This is a genomic window from Allosphingosinicella vermicomposti (genome assembly GCF_003012815.1).
GTDB classification, from domain to species: Bacteria; Pseudomonadota; Alphaproteobacteria; order Sphingomonadales; family Sphingomonadaceae; genus Allosphingosinicella; species Allosphingosinicella vermicomposti.
Genome location: NZ_PXYJ01000002.1, coordinates 403,220 through 420,141 on the forward strand (window position 1 = coordinate 403,220; position 16,922 = coordinate 420,141).

The window sequence follows — 16,922 nt, forward strand, 5'->3', positions numbered from 1 at the left end:
GCCTTAGACGCGGGTCGTCGTCCGCTCACGGCGTTTGTCGTAGATTTTCTTCGCTGCATAACCGCCGGCCAAGGCGAGCCCCAATGGGCCGAAGGCGCGGCGGGCGATCATGGGGGCGGCCAGGCCGATGAGGGCGCCGCGGCCGCCTTCGTTGCGACCGGCTAGCTTCTTGCCGATGAAGGCGCTGGCAATCTTTCCAAGCATATGTTTCTCCGTCGAACCGATTGTGGCATTTGCGGGAAAAGCGCCGGACCGGCGCTTATTGTTCCGCGAAAGGACGAGGGATGGCCGAGCCGAAGCCCAAGATCAGCCACCGTGAATATATCGAGCGGCTGGCGCTGACCCTGCTCATCGGCGGCCTCGCCCTCTTATTCTGGGCGCTGCGCGACGTTTTGATCCTCATCTTCGCGGCGGTCCTGGTCGCCGTCATTTTTCGCATTCTCGCCAACCCCATCGGGCGGCGGCTGGGCGTTCCGCACGGTGTGGCGCTCGGCATTTCGGTGCTTATCGTCATCGCGGTGTTCGCGACATCCATGTGGCTGTTCGGCGCGGAGATCGTTGCGCAATCGAGCACGTTGCAACGGACAATCCCGGGCGCGTGGGAGCAGTTGCTTCAGCGGCTGGAGCCGATCGGCCTTGCCGATCCGCTCCGGCAATGGATGGCGGGTGTCGGGCGGGGCGACGGTGTCGTGTCCAACATTGGCGGTCTCGCCCTTTCCTTCGGCAATGGCCTTGCCGACACATTGCTTGTCCTGTTCGGCGGCATCTATCTGGCGGCCCAGCCGGACCTTTACCGGCGGGGCGTCATCAAGATGATCCCGCCGCGGGGCCGGGGCCTTACCGCCCGCGCGCTGGACGATAGCTGGAAGGCGCTGCGGCTGTGGCTGCTCGGGCGGCTGGTATCGATGGTGACGGTCGGCATCCTGACCTTCATCGGCCTGTCGATTATCGGCATTCCTGCGGCTCTTACCCTTGGCCTCCTTTCCGGCATTCTCGAATTCGTACCCTTCCTCGGGCCGATCGTATCGGCGATCCCCGCCGTCCTTCTCGCCATCGCGGTCAGCCCGGAGGCGGCGTTGTGGACGATCGGGCTTTACCTTCTGGTCCAGCAGATCGAGGGTAACCTTCTCGAACCGCTGGTCCAGCAGCGTGCCGTGACATTGCCCCCTGCCCTGCTCCTCTTTTCCCTCGTCATCGGCGGGTTGCTGTTCGGCGTACCCGGCATCCTCGTCGCGGCCCCCTTGCTCGTCGTCATCTATGTGATGGTGAAACGGCTCTATATCCGCACCGCCCTCCACACCCGGACACCGATACCGGGCGAGAAAGTGCGCTAGCGGATAAGCAGCTCCGCCACCGCGTCCACCACCGCATCGACATCGAGGCGGTAATAACGATAGAGGTCGCCCAGATTGCCGGTCTGGCCGAAACGATCGAGCCCAAGCGGGCTGACGCGATGGCCGTGGACGCCGCCGAGCCACGAAAGCGCGGCGGGTGCGCCGTCGAGCAGGGTCACAAGGCCCGCATTGCGCGACAAGGGCGCGAGCAATTTTTCGATGTGGCTTTGGCCTGCATCGCCGCCCGCCCAACGTCCGGCCATGCCCTGGCTCCAGCCGCGATGGAGGAGGTCGGGCGAGGTGACGGCAAGGAGGCCGAGGCCGGGGAGGTCGTCATTCAAGGCTTCCCATGCGACAAGGGCTTCAGGTGCGATGGCGCCGGAATAGATGATGGCGGCCTCGGCGCCCGGCGCGGGTTCGCGGAGCCAATAGGCGCCTGCGATGGCGTCGGTTTTCCACGCCTCGTCCGGGCGATCAATCTGCGCGATGCTGCGCGTGGTGAGACGGAGATAGATGCTTTCACCATCTTCGCGCTGCATCAGGCGGAAGCCTTCTTCCATGAACAAGGCGAGTTCGTCGACGAAGGCGGGTTCGTAATGACGCAGTCCCGGCTGGCCCATCGCGATGAGCGGCGGGTTGATCGACTGGTGCGCGCCGCCTTCCGGCCCGAGCGTCACGCCGGACGGGGTCGCGACGAGCATGAAGCGCGCATCCTGATAACAAGCGTAGTTGAGCGCATCGAGGCCGCGCGCGATGAAGGGATCGTAGACGGTGCCGATCGGGAAAAGCCGCTCGCCGAACAAATCGCCCGCGAGGCCCATGGCGGCGAGCATCAGGAAGAGGTTGTTTTCCGCAATACCGAGCTCGACATGCTGGCCCGCCTGGTGTCCGCTCCACTTTTGCGGGCTGGGGATTTTCGCCTTGGCGAAGACGTCGGGAAGCTCGCCGCGCCGGAACAGGCCGCGCTGGTTCACCCAGGCGCCGAGATTGGTGGAGACGGTGACGTCGGGCGATGTCGTCACGATCCGGTCGGCGAGCGCCCCGCCCGCGCGGGAGAGATCGAGCAAAATCTTGCCGAACGCGGCCTGCGTCGATTGCTCCTCGCCCGCAGGCGGCGCGATGGCCGGGACGTCGGCGACATTCCAGGGACGCGCACGCTTTTCGCGGGCGATGTGGGCGCGTTCGACCACAGTCTTCACAGCTTCCGCGCTGTTGCCGCCGAGGCCCGCATAAGGCGCCCATTCGTCGCCCTCTGCGATCCCCATACGGCTGCGGAGTTCGGCAATCTGGCCGGGGTTCATCAGGCCAGCATGATTGTCCTTGTGGCCCGCGAAGGGTAGGCCCTGCCCCTTCACCGTATAAGCGATGAAGAGGGTCGGCACATCGTCCTGCGCGCCGTCGAAGGCTTCGACGAGCGCCGCCATGTCGTGGCCGCCGAGGTTCGTCAGGAGGGAGTGGAGAGCATCGTCGTCGCGTGCGTCGAGGATCGGCTTCACGTCCGGCGCGTCGTTCAACAGCCGTTCGCGCCACGCCGCGCCCCCGAGATAGGAGAGCGCGGCATAATCGGCATTGGGCACGGCTTCGAGCCAGTCGCGGAGGGCCGCGCCGCCTGTCTCCTCAAACGCGGCTTCCAGCGCCTTGCCATATTTCAGCGTGACGACGCGCCAGCCGCAGCTCGCGAAGATTTCCTCGAAGCGGCGGAACATGCGGTCGGCGGTCGTGGCGTCGAGCGACTGGCGGTTATAATCGACGATCCACCAGCAATTGCGGATGTCGTGCTTATAGGCCTCGATCAGGCATTCGTAGATATTGCCTTCGTCGAGCTCCGCATCGCCCATCAGCGCGACCATGCGGCCCGTCTCTTCCGGCGCCAGCATATTGTGGGCGACGAGATAATCCTGGATCAGCGAGGCAAAGGCGGTGATCGCGACGCCGAGGCCGACCGAACCGGTGGAGAAATCGACCGGAATCTTGTCCTTGGTCCGGCTGGGATAGCTTTGCATCCCGCCAAAACCGCGGAAATTCTGAAGCTGCTCCAGGCTCTGTGAACCGAGCAGATAGTGGATGGCGTGGAGCACCGGCCCGGCATGGGGCTTCACCGCGACCTTGTCGTTGGGGCCCAGCGCATGGAAATAGAGCGCGGCCATGATCGCGGTCATCGACGCGCAGCTTGCCTGATGGCCGCCCACCTTCAGCCCATCCACGCTCTCGCGGATGTGATTGGCGTTGTGGATTGTCCAGGAGGACAGCCAACGCAGGCGATCGTCGAGGAGACGGAGGGCTTCAAGGTCGGGCGCGGTTTTCGTGAGCATCAGGCGGCTTTAGCGTTATTTGCGCAGAAGGTGCAGAGGACAAAACACGTCATTCCAGCGAAAGCTGGAATCTCTTCTAGCCTTTTAAAGAGAAGTGAGATTCCGGCTTTCGCCGGAATGACGTGGAGAGCGGCGGGGCGCGGAAGCTGACAGTGTTGATGCTTTCGCACGACGAAACTGTCAGTTTTGACAGTTTTCGGTCGTGTCCAGCCGCTCCGCCGCCCGCTCGAGCGCGCTCAGAGTGCGGAACAGGGCGCGGTGATCGGACCTTTGGACGAAGCCGATCAGGCGCCCGCGATAATAGCGAGGAACGAGCATCACATCGTCCCGCATGCCCGGCAATGCGGCTTCCAGCGCGACGCCGATGCCACAGGCAAAATCCTGAGCGGCATCCCAGGCGGCGGCGAAACTTTCAGCGCCGGGCTTCCTGCGCAGCGCATAAGCGGTCTGGCGGCTCTTCCCCTCGCGACGGGCGGCGACGGACGGGCCGTCACCGCGTGCCAGAGAGATGATGAAGCGGCGCTGCGCGTCCGCCGTCCAGCCATCGTGGCGAGCGCGCGTGGAGACAGGCGTGAAGCGCAGGAAATCGGGAAGGTCGTCCATGGCGGTGAACCTAAGCCTATGACCATTCTGTAGGAAAATGGTTTTTGCTCTCCCACCCGCTGGCACTGATGGCCGAAGGATGGTTATAGCCGAGCTTCGACAGGCTGGGCCCTACCGAGGTTGTTTATGGGTGGATGACGTGACGGTTGCAGCCGCGCGCGGTGGAGCTTTGGACATATCTGTGGGTTGATCCAATCGACAGGGAGTCAGGCCATGGACGAAGCCGAAGCCGAGCTGGTGAAGGCCGAAGTGATCGCGCTTCAGGCCGTTTTGATGTCCGTGTTCCGTCGCATCGTCGTCGACCGCGCCGATCTCGCTCCTCTCTTCTGCCAGGCGTTCGACGAGGCCGAGACGATCATGGCGGGCGTCGCCGTTAAGCTCGGCCTTGATGCCCCTGTAGGGTCAATGGCCGGCGCGATGAAGATCGTGGAAGAGCTTCGCCGCGCCGTCATCCCTGACGAGAGCGCCTGCCGTCCTGTACCCACAGCGAAGCGCGATGAGATCGCGCCCGGCTGAGCGGCCGCTTTGATCTTCCCGCTCCTCTTCGGCTAGACGAGCAATGTGGATCGATATGACAGAAACGCGCGGCTGCTGGCCATCTCGCTCTCAGCATTGGCCGGATATGTCGATGCCGTGGGCTTCATCGAATTGGACGGCTATTTCGTCTCGTTCATGAGTGGCAATTCCACCCGACTGGCCGTCGGAATTGCCGAACGAGCGAGCGAAGCGGCCTTGGCAGGCGCTCTCATTTTCACCTTCCTTCTCGGCGTGATCGGCGGATCGTTAGCGGGCCATCTGGCTGGCCCCCGACGTCGGCCCGTGGTGCTGATGTTGATCGCCGCCCTCCTTTCGACGGCCGGTGCGGCAGGCATGGCGGATTTGGCCGTCGTCGCAATTCCTGCAATGGCTTTCGCTATGGGCGCGGAAAATGCGACTTTCGCGCGGAACGGAGAAGTTACCGTCGGCCTGACCTACATGACGGGGGCATTGGTGAAGATCGGACAGCGCCTGACGGTCGCGCTGCTCGGCGGCCCGCGCTTTTCCTGGCTGTCTTACGCATTTCTTTGGACTGGATTGATCTGTGGCGCGGTTTTGGGGAGCATCGCCTACGGCCGCTTTGGCCTTGGGGCGTTATGGGCGCCCGCATTGCTAGCCCTTTTCCTAGCGTTTTTTACGCGAAACGAGCCCGGCGACGAGGGATCAGGCTGCGCCTGATCCCATCGGAACGATCACCGCATCGAGAGCAGTTTCAGCGGGTTTTCGATCAGCTTCTTCAGATCCTGCATGAAACTCGCGGCGTCCCAGCCATCCACCACGCGATGGTCGCAAGAGATGGAGAGGTTCATCCGCTTGCGGATTTCGAGTTCGCCGTCGATGACGACCGGCTTTTCCTCCACCTTGTTGACCGCGATGATCGCGACTTCCGGGCGGTTGATGACCGGGGTCGAGACGACGCCGCCCATGGGCCCCAAGCTCGAAATGGTAATGGTCGAGCCGCTGAGTTCCTCGCGCGTCGCCTTGCCGGTGCGGGCGACGTCGGCAAGGCGCTTGATTTCGGCGGCCAAGGCCCAGATGTCGCGGCTTTCAGCGTTGCGGATCACCGCGACGGAGAGGCCGTTATCGGTCTGGGTCGCCATGCCCATATGGACCGCGCCCGAACGGGTGATGACATTGGCTTCGTCATCATAACGGGCGTTGATCTGCGGATAATCGGCCAGCGTCCGGCTCATCGCCGTGATGAGGAAGGGGAGCAGAGTGAGCTTCGGGTTGCTGCCTCTGTCCGCATTTATCATCGCCCGTGTCTGTTCGAGCGCGGTGACGTCATATTCCTCGACATAGGTGAAATGCGGGATGCGGCGCTTTGCTTCCTGCATATTCTCCGCAATCTTGCGACGCAGGCCGACGACCTTGACCTGTTCGTCAGCGCGCGGGGCGTAGCCACGCGCGGAGACCGAACCGCCATTGTAGAGGAGATAGGCGTCGAGATCGGCGTGGCGAACGCGGTCCGATGCGGTGCGGACCTGGGCGAGGTCGATACCGAGATCGCGGGCGCGCTGGCGGACTGCGGGCGAGGCGAGGACGTGCGCCTTCTTCTCTTCCGCACCACCCTCGTTCGTGCCGAGCGCAGTCGAGGCGCGCTGTTCGGTGTCTGTGACACGCCCCTCGACTTCGCTCGGGACGAACGTCTCTTGGGTGGAGGGGATTGCTTCCTCGATCTCGGGTGTGGGTTCAATCAGCCCATCGCCGAGCGCCACGGTATCGTGCCGCTCTTCCTCGGCCGGAGCGGCGACTTCGCCCTCCGTTTCGAACACGACGAGGACGGAGCCGATGGCGATCTGGTCGCCCACTTCGCCCGCGAGCGAGACGACCTTGCCGGACACCGGGGCTTCCATTTCCACGGTCGCCTTATCGGTCATCATGTCGGCGATCTGCTGGTCTTCCTTGACCATATCGCCGACCTTGATGTGCCATGCGACGATTTCGGCCTCCGCGATGCCTTCGCCGATGTCGGGCAGCTTGAATTCGAAGCGCGCCATGAGGGTCAATCCTCCAATGCTTTTTTAAGGGCGATGCCGAGGCGCGTCGGCCCCGGGAAATAGGTCCATTCCAGCGAGTGCGGATAGGGCGTGTCGTAGCCCGTAACGCGCTGCACCGGCGCTTCCAGATGATAGAAGCAGCGTTCCTGCACCAGCGCCGCGAGTTCAGCGCCGAAGCCGCCGGTGCGGGTCGCTTCGTGGATGATGACGCAGCGGCCGGTCTTCTTCACCGACGCTTCGATGGTGTCGATGTCGACCGGAACGATGGTGCGCAGGTCGATGACTTCCGCGTCGATGCCCTGCTCTTCCGCCGTGGCGAGCGCGACATGGACCATCGTGCCGTAGGCGAGGATGGTCACGTCATTGCCTTCGCGGGCAACCGCCGCCTTGCCGAGCGGCACGGTGTAATAACCTTCTGGCACTTCCGCCGCCGGATGCTTGGCCCAGGGCGTCACGGGACGCTCGTGGAAGCCGTCGAACGGGCCGTTATAGATGCGCTTGGGTTCGAAGAAGATCACCGGATCGGGATCCTCGATCGCGGCGATCAGCAGGCCCTTGGCGTCATAAGGGTTGGACGGGATGACCGTCTTGATGCCGCAGACATGAGCGAAGAGCGCCTCGGGCGACTGGCTGTGCGTCTGGCCGCCGAAAATGCCGCCACCATAGGGCGAGCGGAACACCATCGGCAAAGTCCATTCGCCAGCCGTGCGGTAGCGCATGCGGCCCGCTTCCGACACGATTTGGTCGAAGGCCGGATAGATATAATCGGCGAACTGCATCTCGACGACGGGTTTCAGGCCATAAGCCGCCATGCCGATCGCGGTGCCGGCAATGCCGCCTTCCGCGATGGGCGTGTCGAAGGCGCGGGTCTTGCCATATTTCTTCTGGAGGCCCGCGGTGACCCGGAAAACGCCGCCGAAATAGCCGACATCTTCGCCCATCACGACGATGTCCGGGTCGCGCCCCATCATCACGTCGTGGGCGCTGTTCAGCGCCTCGATCATGTTCATCACGGTCATTTGCGCTTCGCCTCCGCTTCCGCGAGCGCTTGTTCGCGCTGTTCCTGTAAGTGCCAGGGCAGTTCGGCAAAGACGTCGTCGAACATGGATTCGACGCTCTGCGCCGCTTCGCCGCCGAGGGTTCCGAGCTTCTCGGACTCCTTCTGCGCCGCCTTCACTTCCTCGCCAAGCTGATCGAGGAGCTGTTGGTGGCGTTCCTCATCCCATTCGCCGAGGCCGATGAGGTGGGCCTTCAAACGCATCAACGGATCGCCGAGCGGCCATTTCGCGCCCGCGCCCTGCGGCCGGTAGGCGGAGGGATCATCGGACGTGGAGTGGCCTTCGACGCGATAGGTGAAGAGTTCGATCAAAGTCGGCCCGAGGTTCGAGCGGGCGCGGTCCGCCGCCCAGCGGGTCGCGGCATAGACGGCGAGCGGATCGTTGCCGTCGACGCGTAGGCCCGGAATGCCATAGCCCACGGCGCGCGCGGCGAAGGTGGTGAGTTCGCCCCCCGCAATGCCGGAGAAGCTGGAAATCGCCCACTGGTTGTTCACGACGTTCAGCACCACCGGCGCGCGATAGACACCCGCGAAGGTGACGGCATTGTGGAAGTCGCCTTCCGCCGTCGCGCCGTCGCCGATCCAGGCGGCGGCGATGCGACTATCGCCCTTGATCGCCGACCCCATCGCCCAGCCCACGGCTTGCGGATATTGGGTGCCGAGATTGCCGGAGATGGTGAAGAAGCCCTTTTCCCGATCCGAATACATGATCGGAAGCTGGCGGCCCTTCAATTTGTCGCCCGCATTGGAATAGACTTGGCACATCATCTCGGTCAGCGGATAATCGCGCGCGATGAGCAGGCCCTGCTGGCGGTAGGTGGGGAAGCACATGTCGTCGCGGTCGAGCGCATGGGCTGCGGCCACCGCCACTGCTTCCTCGCCAAGCGACTTCATGTAGAAACTCGTCTTGCCCTGCCGCTGGGCGCGGAACATGCGCTCGTCATAGACGCGCACCATCGCCATGTCGCGAAGCATCCGGCGCAAAGTATCTGCGTCGAGGCGCGGATCCCAGGGGCCGACAGCCTTCCCATCGTCGTCGAGGACGCGGATCAGGGTGTAAGGAAGGTCGCGAATGTCGGCGGGCGCGACGTTGATGTCGGGGCGGGCGACGCTGCCCGCAGCCGGAATCGCGACGCCGCTGAAATCCACCTCTTCGCCGGGACGCGCATCGGGCTCCGGTACATGGAGAGAGAGCGCCGGGCGGTTGCGGCGCTCGTTGCTGCTTGTCATCCTCTATCCCTTTCGCGGCCGGCTTCAAGCGGCCGTTGATGGGGCCTCCTAGCAGATTTTTTGGCCGATGCATCCCTTGTGCGCGGCCATTGCCAAAGCCGCGCTTTTCCGCGACGAAACGGCAAAGAAGAGAAGGGCTTCCAGCCATGATCCTGTCACGTCTGATTGGCGCATTCGCATTGGTGATTCTCGGCGGCTGCGCGAGCGTTCCGCCGCAACCGGCACCCGCTTTCTACGTCGTGCGCCATCTCCATACGCCCGAAGGCTCGACCGATCCCGATCTGACGGAAGAAGGCCAGCGGCACGCGCGGCTGCTCGCCGACCGGTTCGACAAGGGGGGTATTGCCGTCATCTACGTCAATTCCACAAAGCGGACGCAGCAGACGGCGGCGCCGCTTGCCGCGAAGCTCGGCCTGACGCCCAAGATGTACGATCCCAAGGACACGGCGGGGCTGGTGGCGATGATGAAGGCGGAGGCTGGGCCGGTGTTGGTCGTGGGGCACAGCAATACCGTGCCGGATATCGTGGCGGGGCTGGGTGGGGAGCGGCCCGCTCCCCTCTCCCACCCCGACTTTGGAGACATTTGGAAGGTCGAGCGCGACGGCACGACCGCTCGGGATAGGATCCGCTGATCACTTTTCTTGTATCCCGCCCCATCTTTTCCGTTCGCCCTGAGTAGCCGGTGAGCTTGTCGAACCGGCGTATCGAAGGATTTCCAAGCGGAGTGCTTCGATACAGGTCTTCGACTTCGCTCAGCCCCTACTCAGCACGAACGGATAAGAGGGTGTAACGAAAGTGGGCGTGTTCAAAGGTCCACGACTTCCGCGATGGTTTCGAGCTTGCGGATGCGTTCCTTAAGGTCCGCCATCTCGATCCGCTCGAAGGCCGTCTGGCCGTGCCCGTCGGGACGGTGGCCGGCCAGCTCCAGCCGCTTGAGGTCGAGCCAGCCCTGCCAGCCCTTGAGGCCAGCGAAGGCGGCGATGCCGAGGCCGGAGAGGCTGGCGGTCGCGACGGTGATGAGGGTGAAGGGATCGCTCATTGTCTTTCTCCCCTATTGATCCTTAAGCCTTCAGCGTAGTTCTTCGATTTCGCGCGCGAGGCTGCTGTTGGTGTTGGTGACATAATGTTCGACGCTGGCGAGGCGGCGGTCGATGTCGCGCATGTCGGTCTGCACGTCGCGGACCGAGGTGCGGGCGACGGGCCGTTCGAGGTCGAAGCGGGGATCGCGCTGCCAATCGGCCCGGGCGGCCTTGGGCGCCAGCCAGCCAGTCAGCACATAAGCGATCAACGTCCACGGAAAGCCGCCGAGCAAGGTGGCGACGACGACGCCGACACGGACGAGCGTCGCATCCCAGCCCATCGTGCGGGCGATGCCGGAGCAGACGCCCATCCATTTACCATTGGCTTTATCGAGTGCGAATTTGGGGCGGGTAGTCATTATCATTCTCCCTTGATCCTGTTTCAGGCCGCTTCCCCGGCGGCGATATGGCGCGCTTTCAGCGCCTCAAGTTCGGCTTCGATCTTTTCTTCGTTGCGAAGCTCGGCGATTTCTTCGTCCAGAGTTTTAGGCGCGGCGAGGGCGAGCGCCTCGACATGACCCTCGGCGAGGTCGACGCGGCGTTCGAGCAGGCTGAACTGGCTGAAGGCTTCTTCCGTCTTCGCGCCGGAATAGAGCTCGCGGAGGCGGGCGCGGTTGTGGGCGCTTTCCATCCGGCTTTGGATCGCATTCTGGCGAGTGCGGGCTTCGCGCAGCTTGGTCTGTAGCTTGGCGATATCCGCTTCCGATGCCTTCAGCGCGTCTTCGAGAACGTGAATTTCAGCCTCCAGGCCTTCGGCCATGCCCGCAGCCTTCTGCTTTTCGACGAGCGCGGCCTTGGCAAGATCCTCGCGATCCTTGGAAAGGGCTAGCTCGGCCTTCTCGACCCATCCGTCCTGGATCCGGTCGAGCTTGGCGATCTGGCGGCGCAGTTCCTTCTGGTCGGCGATCGAGCGCGCCGCGGACGCGCGCACTTCGACCAAAGTTTCTTCCATTTCGAGAATGATCATCCGGATCATCTTGGCGGGGTCTTCGGCCCGATCGAGCAGATCCGTCACATTGGCGGCGACGATGTCGCGTGTTCTGGTGAAGATGCCCATCAGTGAAAACTCCTTGAAAAATCCAGATTCCGCCAGCCGGGGGCTCTGACCCTGCGGGATGAAGAACGGGATCAGATCCGCCCGGCCGACCGTGATCACGTCAGGCATTGACGTGACCCGTATTCTGAGCGGCGGCGGCGTAGGTGACCGGCGCGGTTTCAACCGCGCGGGCCGGGCCGATCGCGGCGCCGACGAAAGTGGTGGTGAGGACGAACGTGCCTAAAATCGCGGTGGCGGTCCGTTGGAAATCACTTTTGAAGTTGATCATCGTCTTGGCTCCCTAACCCTGTCTGATCCGCCAGTCCGGCGGCTTGCCAACAGCATTTCAAGAGCCGTGCCAAATGCGGAAAGCGGCGGAAAAGCTGGTGAAATGGGGGTTCGACTTGAACTATTGAATATTCATCCGCCATTCATTGGGAAAATATCCCAAATGTCGGGACGCACTTTTTAACGTCATGCTGGACTTGTTTCAGCATCCATGCCGGTGACATCGCGATGGTGTCACGATGGACCCTGACACAAGTTCAGGGTGACGAATTGGACTTGGGGGCAGGGAATATAGCGCCAAGCACATGCTTGCATTGCCCGCCATCCCGGTTAAGAGGCGCGCATTCGCATGGACCCGGTGAAAATCCGGGTGGCTATTCCGGCCGCCGATCCGCCGGATAACATCACACATGTTAGAACCTTTACGCCGCCTCATGCGGCGCCATGTGCCTTGATGTGGACTTCCCTATGACCGAGACTTTTTCCAATTACCGCAGCCAGTGGTTTAGCGACGGCCCCGGCATGCGCCGCGACATTTTGGCGGGCATCGTCGTTGCCCTCGCGCTCATTCCAGAAGCCATCGGATTTTCGATCATTGCGGGCGTCGATCCGCGCGTCGGCCTTTATGCCTCCGTCGCGATCGCGATCGTTATCGCTTTTACCGGCGGGCGCCCCGGCATGATTTCCGCCGCGACGGCGGCAGTGGCCGTGGTCGTCGTGCCGCTGGTGCGCGATCATGGCGTCGATTATCTGTTCGCGGCCACCATACTCATGGGCCTTATCCAGATCGTCGCAGGCCTCCTCCGCCTCGACCTCCTGATGCAGTTCGTGTCGCGATCGGTCATCACCGGCTTCGTCAACGCGCTCGCCATCCTGATCTTCATGGCGCAATTGCCGCAGCTGACCGGCGTAACCTGGGAAGCCTATGCGATGATCGCGGGCGGGCTTGCCATCATTTACCTGTTCCCGCGCCTGACCAAGGCCGTCCCCTCCCCCCTCGTCGCGATCCTGGTGCTGAGCGCGATCAGCATCGGCATGGGACTGTCAGTCAATAGAGTGGGGGATATGGGCGCGCTTCCGGAAGGGCTTCCCGCCTTTGCTCTTCCCAATGTGCCGCTGACCCTCGACACGCTACGGATCATCCTGCCTTATTCGCTGACCATGGCCGCGGTCGGCCTGCTTGAATCGCTCCTCACCGCGCAGATCGTCGATGACATGACGGACACGGAGAGCGACAAGAAGCGGGAATGCGCGGGGCAAGGCAGCGCCAATATCGTCGCGGCCTTCTTCGGCGGCATGGGCGGCTGCGCGATGATCGGCCAGTCAGTGATCAATGTAACGTCGGGCGGGCGGGGGCGGCTGTCGACTTTCGTCGCTGGCGCCTTCCTTCTATTCCTGCTTGCCGTGCTGGGGCCGTTTGTCGGGCAGATTCCGATGCCCGCCCTCGTCGCGGTGATGATCATGGTATCCATCGGGACGTTCAGCTGGAATTCGATTCCGAACCTGCGCCGTCATCCAGCAACGTCATCCGTCGTCATGGTGACGACAGTGGTCGTGGTCGTCGCCACTCACGACCTCTCGCTCGGCGTGCTGGCGGGTGTGTTGCTGTCTGGCATCTTCTTCGCTGCCAAGGTCCAGCGCATGTTCGCAGTCGAGCGCAGCCTGTCCGCCGATGGCACCAAGGCCACCTATTGCGTGACCGGGCAAATCTTCTTCGCCTCTGTCGACCGCTTCACCCGCGCCTTTCAGGTCGAGGATGATGCCAAAAACGTGCTGATCGACGTATCGGCAGCGCATTTCTGGGACATTTCCGGCGTTGGCGCGCTCGACAAGATTGTTGCCCGTTTGCGCCGCGAAGGCCGGTCCGTCGAGGTGGTCGGCTATAATCGCGCGAGCGCCGACATCATCGACAAGTTCGCCTTGTACGACAAGACCGGTGTCGAGATCGGCGCCGTGCCGCACTGACGGATTAGTCGATCACCGTTTGCTGGATGGGCGGAGCGCGGAAGGGGCCACGGCGGATCATGCGGATGGCAGGCGGGCGGACCGCGTCCAATATCTTGCCGCCCGCCATGAACACCGCGACGGTGCAGGCCGCGAAGAGCAAGATTCCCGGGAGGCCTGGATAATGCTCGATATAATCGGCACCGCGACTCGTCGCGCCGAGCGCGAGGGCGTAGATGATCGCAAAGGCTTCGAAGCGGTTTTTGATCGTGAAGAGCCCGGCAAGTCGCGTCCACATGCCAGGCTTTGAGCAATTTCCAGACCAGTTGCGGTTTCGCGCCATTTCCTGTTCGATATGGTTAAATTTTTGTAAAGGATTTCGACAGGAACGAGCGGGACAGGCGCGCCGTTCCGGCTGTCCGTCGGGTGGGTAGGCTCGTTTCGTCGGATTTAGCATACATATCGTCATTCCGGCGAAAGCCGGAATCTCGTGGCGGGAGAGCGCCTATTCGTCCCGAGACCCCCGGCGTTCGCCGGGGTGACGCCTTTGGTCCAGCTTTGACCGGGGACAGAGGCAGATAGACGATTAAGCCAGATACCCTTTGGCTTGGGCGGCTAGGCTCATGGGATCGAAGGGTTTGGCGATGACGCCTTTGACGCCGAGTGCCTTGAACTTTTCCACCTCATGCGCCTGTGTGCGGGCGGTGATGAAGACGACGGGGATGGTGCCGGTCGCGGGATCAGCCTGCAATTTGCCGAGCGTCGTCGGCCCGTCCATATTGGGCATCATCACGTCGAGCAGGATAAGTTCGGGCTGCCATTCCGCGGCGGTCGCAAGCGCTTCGGCCCCCGAGGATGCGGTGCGCACTTGCAGATCCGGATCGAGTTCAAGCGCGAGCGAGGCGACTTCGCGAATATCATCCTCGTCATCGACATAGAGAATACGCGTCGGCATCAACCTGTCCTTCTGCTTGCATCGCCAGGCGGGGCCGTCACCAGCACTTCGACCGTATCGACAAGGCGCCCAAGGCTGGCTCGCGATTTGGTGAGCACCGCATCGACCTCGCGGGCGAGGCGCGGGTCGGCATCCTGAGCGGAGAAGATAACGATTGGAATAGGCTTGCCATCGTCGCGGCGCAGGTCCGGCAGCAGCTCGAGCCCCGATCCGTCGGCAAGGCCGAGATCGAGGATGACGAGATCGAAATCGTCCTTGGCAAGCGCGGCGCGGGCGGTTTCCAGCCCCGGGACCGAATGGACGATCGCGCGACGGTCGAATGCGGTGGCGACGATGTTCAGCACGTCGGGGTCATCGTCGACATGCAGTATGCGCGGCTGGCCATTGGCGCCAAGGTCGAGCACGTCGCGAACGCGGGCAATGAGCCGGTCGAGCGGCAGCGGCTTTTGCAGCCAGTCGACTACGGAAAGGGCCTGCGAAATTTCGCCCTCCACATCGTCCTCATGGGTGGAAACGACAATGATCGGCGTGGCCGCGTGGCGTGGATCGGCGCGGAGGCTCCGGATCAGACCGATTCCATCCTCGTCCGGCAGCAGCAGGTCGAGGATGATCGCGGCATAACGCTGCTCTTCCAGGCGGGCATGCAGGGCGTCGGCGCTGTCGACGATGTCGCAGGCAAAGCCCACTTCGCCGAGTGCCTCTTCGATCTGCGCGGCGCAGGCAGCGTCGCTGTCGCAGATAAGGATGCGCTGTTCGGCGCGGCGGGGCAGCGCGCCGTCCGTGCCGCAGGGTAGATCAACGTGAAAGACCGTACCCTCGCCCTCCACCGTGTCGAAGCTGACGGAGCCGCGCAGCCGCGAGACGATTTCCCTGACGATCGAAAGGCCGAGGCCGGTGCCGCCCTTCTGCCGCGCGTCCGAACTGTCGGCCTGCGCGAATTTGGAGAAGATACGGGCGCGGAACGCCTCCGGGATGCCGTCGCCGCGATCTTCCACCGTGACGCGATAGCGGCGGTCGAGTGGAGCGGTGGAAAGGCGTACCACTTCCCCCTTGGGCGAGAATTTGATCGCGTTGGAAACGAGGTTCGTCACCACCTGCATCAGACGATCGGGATCGGCGAGCACCTTCGCGCCTTCATCGCCAGGCTCGAGTGCCAGCTGCACCCCAAAGGAATCGGCATAGCCCTGATTGGCCTGAACCGCCTGACGCAGTAGGGGCTGGAGCAGGATCGGGCGGACGTCGAACTCCATCTTGCCGGATTCGATTTTTTCGATGTCCAGAATGTCGTTGATCAGGCGGACGAGGCGTTCGCTGTTCGAATGGGCGATTTCGATCAACCGGGCCGCCTTGTCGGGAAGAGCACCCGCCGCGCCGCCGGACAAAAGGCCGAGCGAGCCCGCGATCGAGGTGAGCGGCGTGCGCAGTTCGTGGCTGACCGTCGAAACGAACTCGCTCTTCATCTGCTCAACCTGGCGGCGCTCGGTAATGTCGCGAACGATGGCGACGAAATGCGTGCCGTCCGCCAGCTTCATCGGGCTGATCGATACATCGGTGGGGAAGGTGCCGCCATCGCTGCGCCGCGCCCAATATTCTTCCGAATGACGCGCACTGTCCGGCGCGACGCCGAGGCGCTGAAGGAAGCTTTGCGAGGCGCCCTGATCGGGGGCGACTTCAAACAGCACGCCGACGTCGCGGCGGACGAGTTCGTCCGTGCGGTAGCCGAACATCGCCTCGGCCGCCCGGTTCGCGGTTTCGACACTGCCGCTGGGATTGAGAGTGATGATCGCATCGCGCGCGCTGTCGAGGATCGCCTGCTGTCGGGCCGACGTATCTTCCAACCGGTCAAGAGCGCGGCGACGGGCCGCCATTGTCCGGGCGATCATGATCGCGGCGACGGTCAGCGACAGGGACAGCAGGGCGAGAATACCGAATGTCATCAATTGCGTGCGATAGCGCGCCCCGTCCGCACGATCCGAAGCGGCGGCGAGCCAGTTCTTTTCGGCATCGTCCATCCGCTGAATTTGAGTGCGGATGTCGTCCATCAGCATCTTGCCGCGGCCCGAGCGAACGTGGGCGATCGCCGCGCTTCTCTGACCCTGCTGGCCCAAGCGAATTGCTTCGTCGGCAAAAGCCACTTTCTGCGCTGCAAGCGCACGGAGACGCTCGACAAGCGGACTGATGGCCGGGCGGCTGCGCGCCTCATCGTCCAGCGCGGAAAGACCATCGCGCAGGCGGCCCCGCGCGGTTTGATAGGGCTGAAGGTAGGAAGGATCCTCGGTCAACAGATAGCCGCGCTGACCAGTTTCCACGTCCTGCATCAGCGAGAGCAGGTCGTTGATCTGGAAACGGCTCTGATAGGATTGGATCGCGGTCTGGCGCAATTCCCGCACCTGGCGGAATTCCTGGGCAAGGAGCAGGCCGAGGATAATCAGGGCCACCGGTATCGCGCCAATGCCGATCAGTACGGGCCAGCCCAGTCCGCGGCGTTTTACTCTGCTACTGGCCACCGATCGCGACATCGGGCCAGAGATAAGGCCGCCGGGCTCG

General features: G+C 63.2%; 18 protein-coding genes and 1 other annotated feature. Of the genes, 5 read left to right on the plus strand and 13 right to left on the minus strand.

The window, feature by feature from the left end:
• Positions 1 to 3: 3 nt before the first annotated feature.
• Complete coding sequence (locus tag C7I56_RS07855; RefSeq protein ID WP_106640028.1) at positions 4 to 204, minus strand: hypothetical protein; 201 nt, start codon at positions 202 to 204, stop codon at positions 4 to 6.
• An 80-nt stretch (positions 205 to 284) separates the two neighbouring features.
• Here C7I56_RS07855 and C7I56_RS07860 point away from each other — a divergent pair, with 80 nt between their 5' ends.
• Positions 285 to 1,334, plus strand: a complete 1,050-nt coding sequence (locus C7I56_RS07860; RefSeq protein ID WP_106640029.1) for an AI-2E family transporter — start codon at positions 285 to 287, stop codon at positions 1,332 to 1,334.
• Here C7I56_RS07860 and C7I56_RS07865 read toward each other — a convergent pair.
• Positions 1,331 to 3,646 carry a transketolase family protein gene (locus C7I56_RS07865; protein WP_106640030.1) on the minus strand — a complete coding sequence of 772 codons (2,316 nt, stop codon included), beginning with the start codon at positions 3,644 to 3,646 and terminating at the stop codon, positions 1,331 to 1,333. The two genes, C7I56_RS07860 and C7I56_RS07865, sit on opposite strands and share 4 nt — an antisense overlap.
• Positions 3,647 to 3,826: 180 nt before the next feature.
• Positions 3,827 to 4,249 carry a hypothetical protein gene (locus tag C7I56_RS07870; protein WP_106640031.1) on the minus strand — a complete coding sequence of 141 codons (423 nt, stop codon included), beginning with the start codon at positions 4,247 to 4,249 and terminating at the stop codon, positions 3,827 to 3,829.
• A 213-nt stretch (positions 4,250 to 4,462) separates the two neighbouring features.
• Between C7I56_RS07870 and C7I56_RS07875 the strand changes: the two genes are divergently transcribed.
• Together C7I56_RS07875 and C7I56_RS07880 are read left to right on the plus strand one after the other, a co-directional pair.
• Entirely contained in the window at positions 4,463 to 4,765 is a 303-nt protein-coding gene (locus C7I56_RS07875) for a hypothetical protein (RefSeq protein WP_106640032.1), read from the plus strand.
• A gap of 45 nt (positions 4,766 to 4,810) precedes the next feature.
• On the plus strand, positions 4,811 to 5,464 hold the full coding sequence (locus tag C7I56_RS07880; RefSeq protein ID WP_106640033.1) for a YoaK family protein: 654 nt from the start codon (positions 4,811 to 4,813) through the stop codon (positions 5,462 to 5,464).
• A gap of 14 nt (positions 5,465 to 5,478) precedes the next feature.
• Here C7I56_RS07880 and C7I56_RS07885 read toward each other — a convergent pair whose 3' ends face one another.
• Genes C7I56_RS07885 through C7I56_RS07895 form a run of 3 tightly spaced genes read right to left on the minus strand, consistent with a single transcriptional unit; the run spans position 5,479 to position 9,073 of the window.
• Positions 5,479 to 6,786 (minus strand): dihydrolipoamide acetyltransferase family protein, encoded by a 1,308-nt coding sequence (locus tag C7I56_RS07885; protein ID WP_106640034.1) that lies wholly within the window; start codon positions 6,784 to 6,786, stop codon positions 5,479 to 5,481.
• 5 nt (positions 6,787 to 6,791) lie between these two features.
• Positions 6,792 to 7,796, minus strand: coding sequence for an alpha-ketoacid dehydrogenase subunit beta (locus C7I56_RS07890; protein ID WP_106640211.1), 1,005 nt, complete (start codon positions 7,794 to 7,796; stop codon positions 6,792 to 6,794).
• Between the two features lie 5 nt (positions 7,797 to 7,801).
• A complete protein-coding gene (locus C7I56_RS07895) occupies positions 7,802 to 9,073 on the minus strand; it encodes a 3-methyl-2-oxobutanoate dehydrogenase (2-methylpropanoyl-transferring) subunit alpha (RefSeq protein WP_106640035.1) in 1,272 nt (423 codons plus the stop codon).
• Positions 9,074 to 9,219: 146 nt separating this feature from the next.
• Between C7I56_RS07895 and C7I56_RS07900 the strand changes: the two genes are divergently transcribed.
• Positions 9,220 to 9,705, plus strand: a complete 486-nt coding sequence (locus C7I56_RS07900) for a SixA phosphatase family protein (protein ID WP_158703048.1) — start codon at positions 9,220 to 9,222, stop codon at positions 9,703 to 9,705.
• Between the two features lie 173 nt (positions 9,706 to 9,878).
• Here the strand turns inward: C7I56_RS07900 and C7I56_RS07905 are convergent, their stop codons facing one another.
• From C7I56_RS07905 to C7I56_RS12335, 4 genes are all read right to left on the minus strand, one after another.
• Positions 9,879 to 10,112, minus strand: coding sequence for a hypothetical protein (locus C7I56_RS07905; protein WP_106640037.1), 234 nt, complete (start codon positions 10,110 to 10,112; stop codon positions 9,879 to 9,881).
• A 30-nt stretch (positions 10,113 to 10,142) separates the two neighbouring features.
• Positions 10,143 to 10,511 carry a PspC domain-containing protein gene (locus C7I56_RS07910; RefSeq protein ID WP_342587704.1) on the minus strand — a complete coding sequence of 123 codons (369 nt, stop codon included), beginning with the start codon at positions 10,509 to 10,511 and terminating at the stop codon, positions 10,143 to 10,145.
• Between the two features lie 23 nt (positions 10,512 to 10,534).
• Complete coding sequence (pspA, locus tag C7I56_RS07915; protein ID WP_106640213.1) at positions 10,535 to 11,209, minus strand: phage shock protein PspA; 675 nt, start codon at positions 11,207 to 11,209, stop codon at positions 10,535 to 10,537.
• A 100-nt stretch (positions 11,210 to 11,309) separates the two neighbouring features.
• Positions 11,310 to 11,477, minus strand: coding sequence for a hypothetical protein (locus C7I56_RS12335; protein ID WP_158703049.1), 168 nt, complete (start codon positions 11,475 to 11,477; stop codon positions 11,310 to 11,312).
• Between the two features lie 347 nt (positions 11,478 to 11,824).
• Positions 11,825 to 11,880, plus strand: a sequence feature (sul1 is cis-regulatory element that is thought to sense ions involved in sulfur or methionine metabolism; They are found in Alphaproteobacteria).
• A 64-nt stretch (positions 11,881 to 11,944) separates the two neighbouring features.
• Here C7I56_RS12335 and C7I56_RS07920 point away from each other — a divergent pair.
• Positions 11,945 to 13,441: a SulP family inorganic anion transporter gene (locus C7I56_RS07920; RefSeq protein WP_106640038.1), complete on the plus strand. Its 1,497-nt coding sequence runs from the start codon at positions 11,945 to 11,947 to the stop codon at positions 13,439 to 13,441.
• 4 nt (positions 13,442 to 13,445) lie between these two features.
• Here C7I56_RS07920 and C7I56_RS07925 read toward each other — a convergent pair whose 3' ends face one another.
• The 3 genes from C7I56_RS07925 to C7I56_RS07935 form a co-directional block, all read right to left on the minus strand.
• Positions 13,446 to 13,718, minus strand: coding sequence for a hypothetical protein (locus C7I56_RS07925; protein WP_245409632.1), 273 nt, complete (start codon positions 13,716 to 13,718; stop codon positions 13,446 to 13,448).
• Between the two features lie 288 nt (positions 13,719 to 14,006).
• Positions 14,007 to 14,375: a response regulator gene (locus C7I56_RS07930; RefSeq protein WP_106640039.1), complete on the minus strand. Its 369-nt coding sequence runs from the start codon at positions 14,373 to 14,375 to the stop codon at positions 14,007 to 14,009.
• Positions 14,375 to 16,894 carry a CHASE3 domain-containing protein gene (locus C7I56_RS07935; RefSeq protein ID WP_106640040.1) on the minus strand — a complete coding sequence of 840 codons (2,520 nt, stop codon included), beginning with the start codon at positions 16,892 to 16,894 and terminating at the stop codon, positions 14,375 to 14,377. Before C7I56_RS07935 ends, C7I56_RS07930 begins: the two co-directional genes overlap by 1 nt.
• Between the last annotated feature and the right edge of the window lie 28 nt (positions 16,895 to 16,922).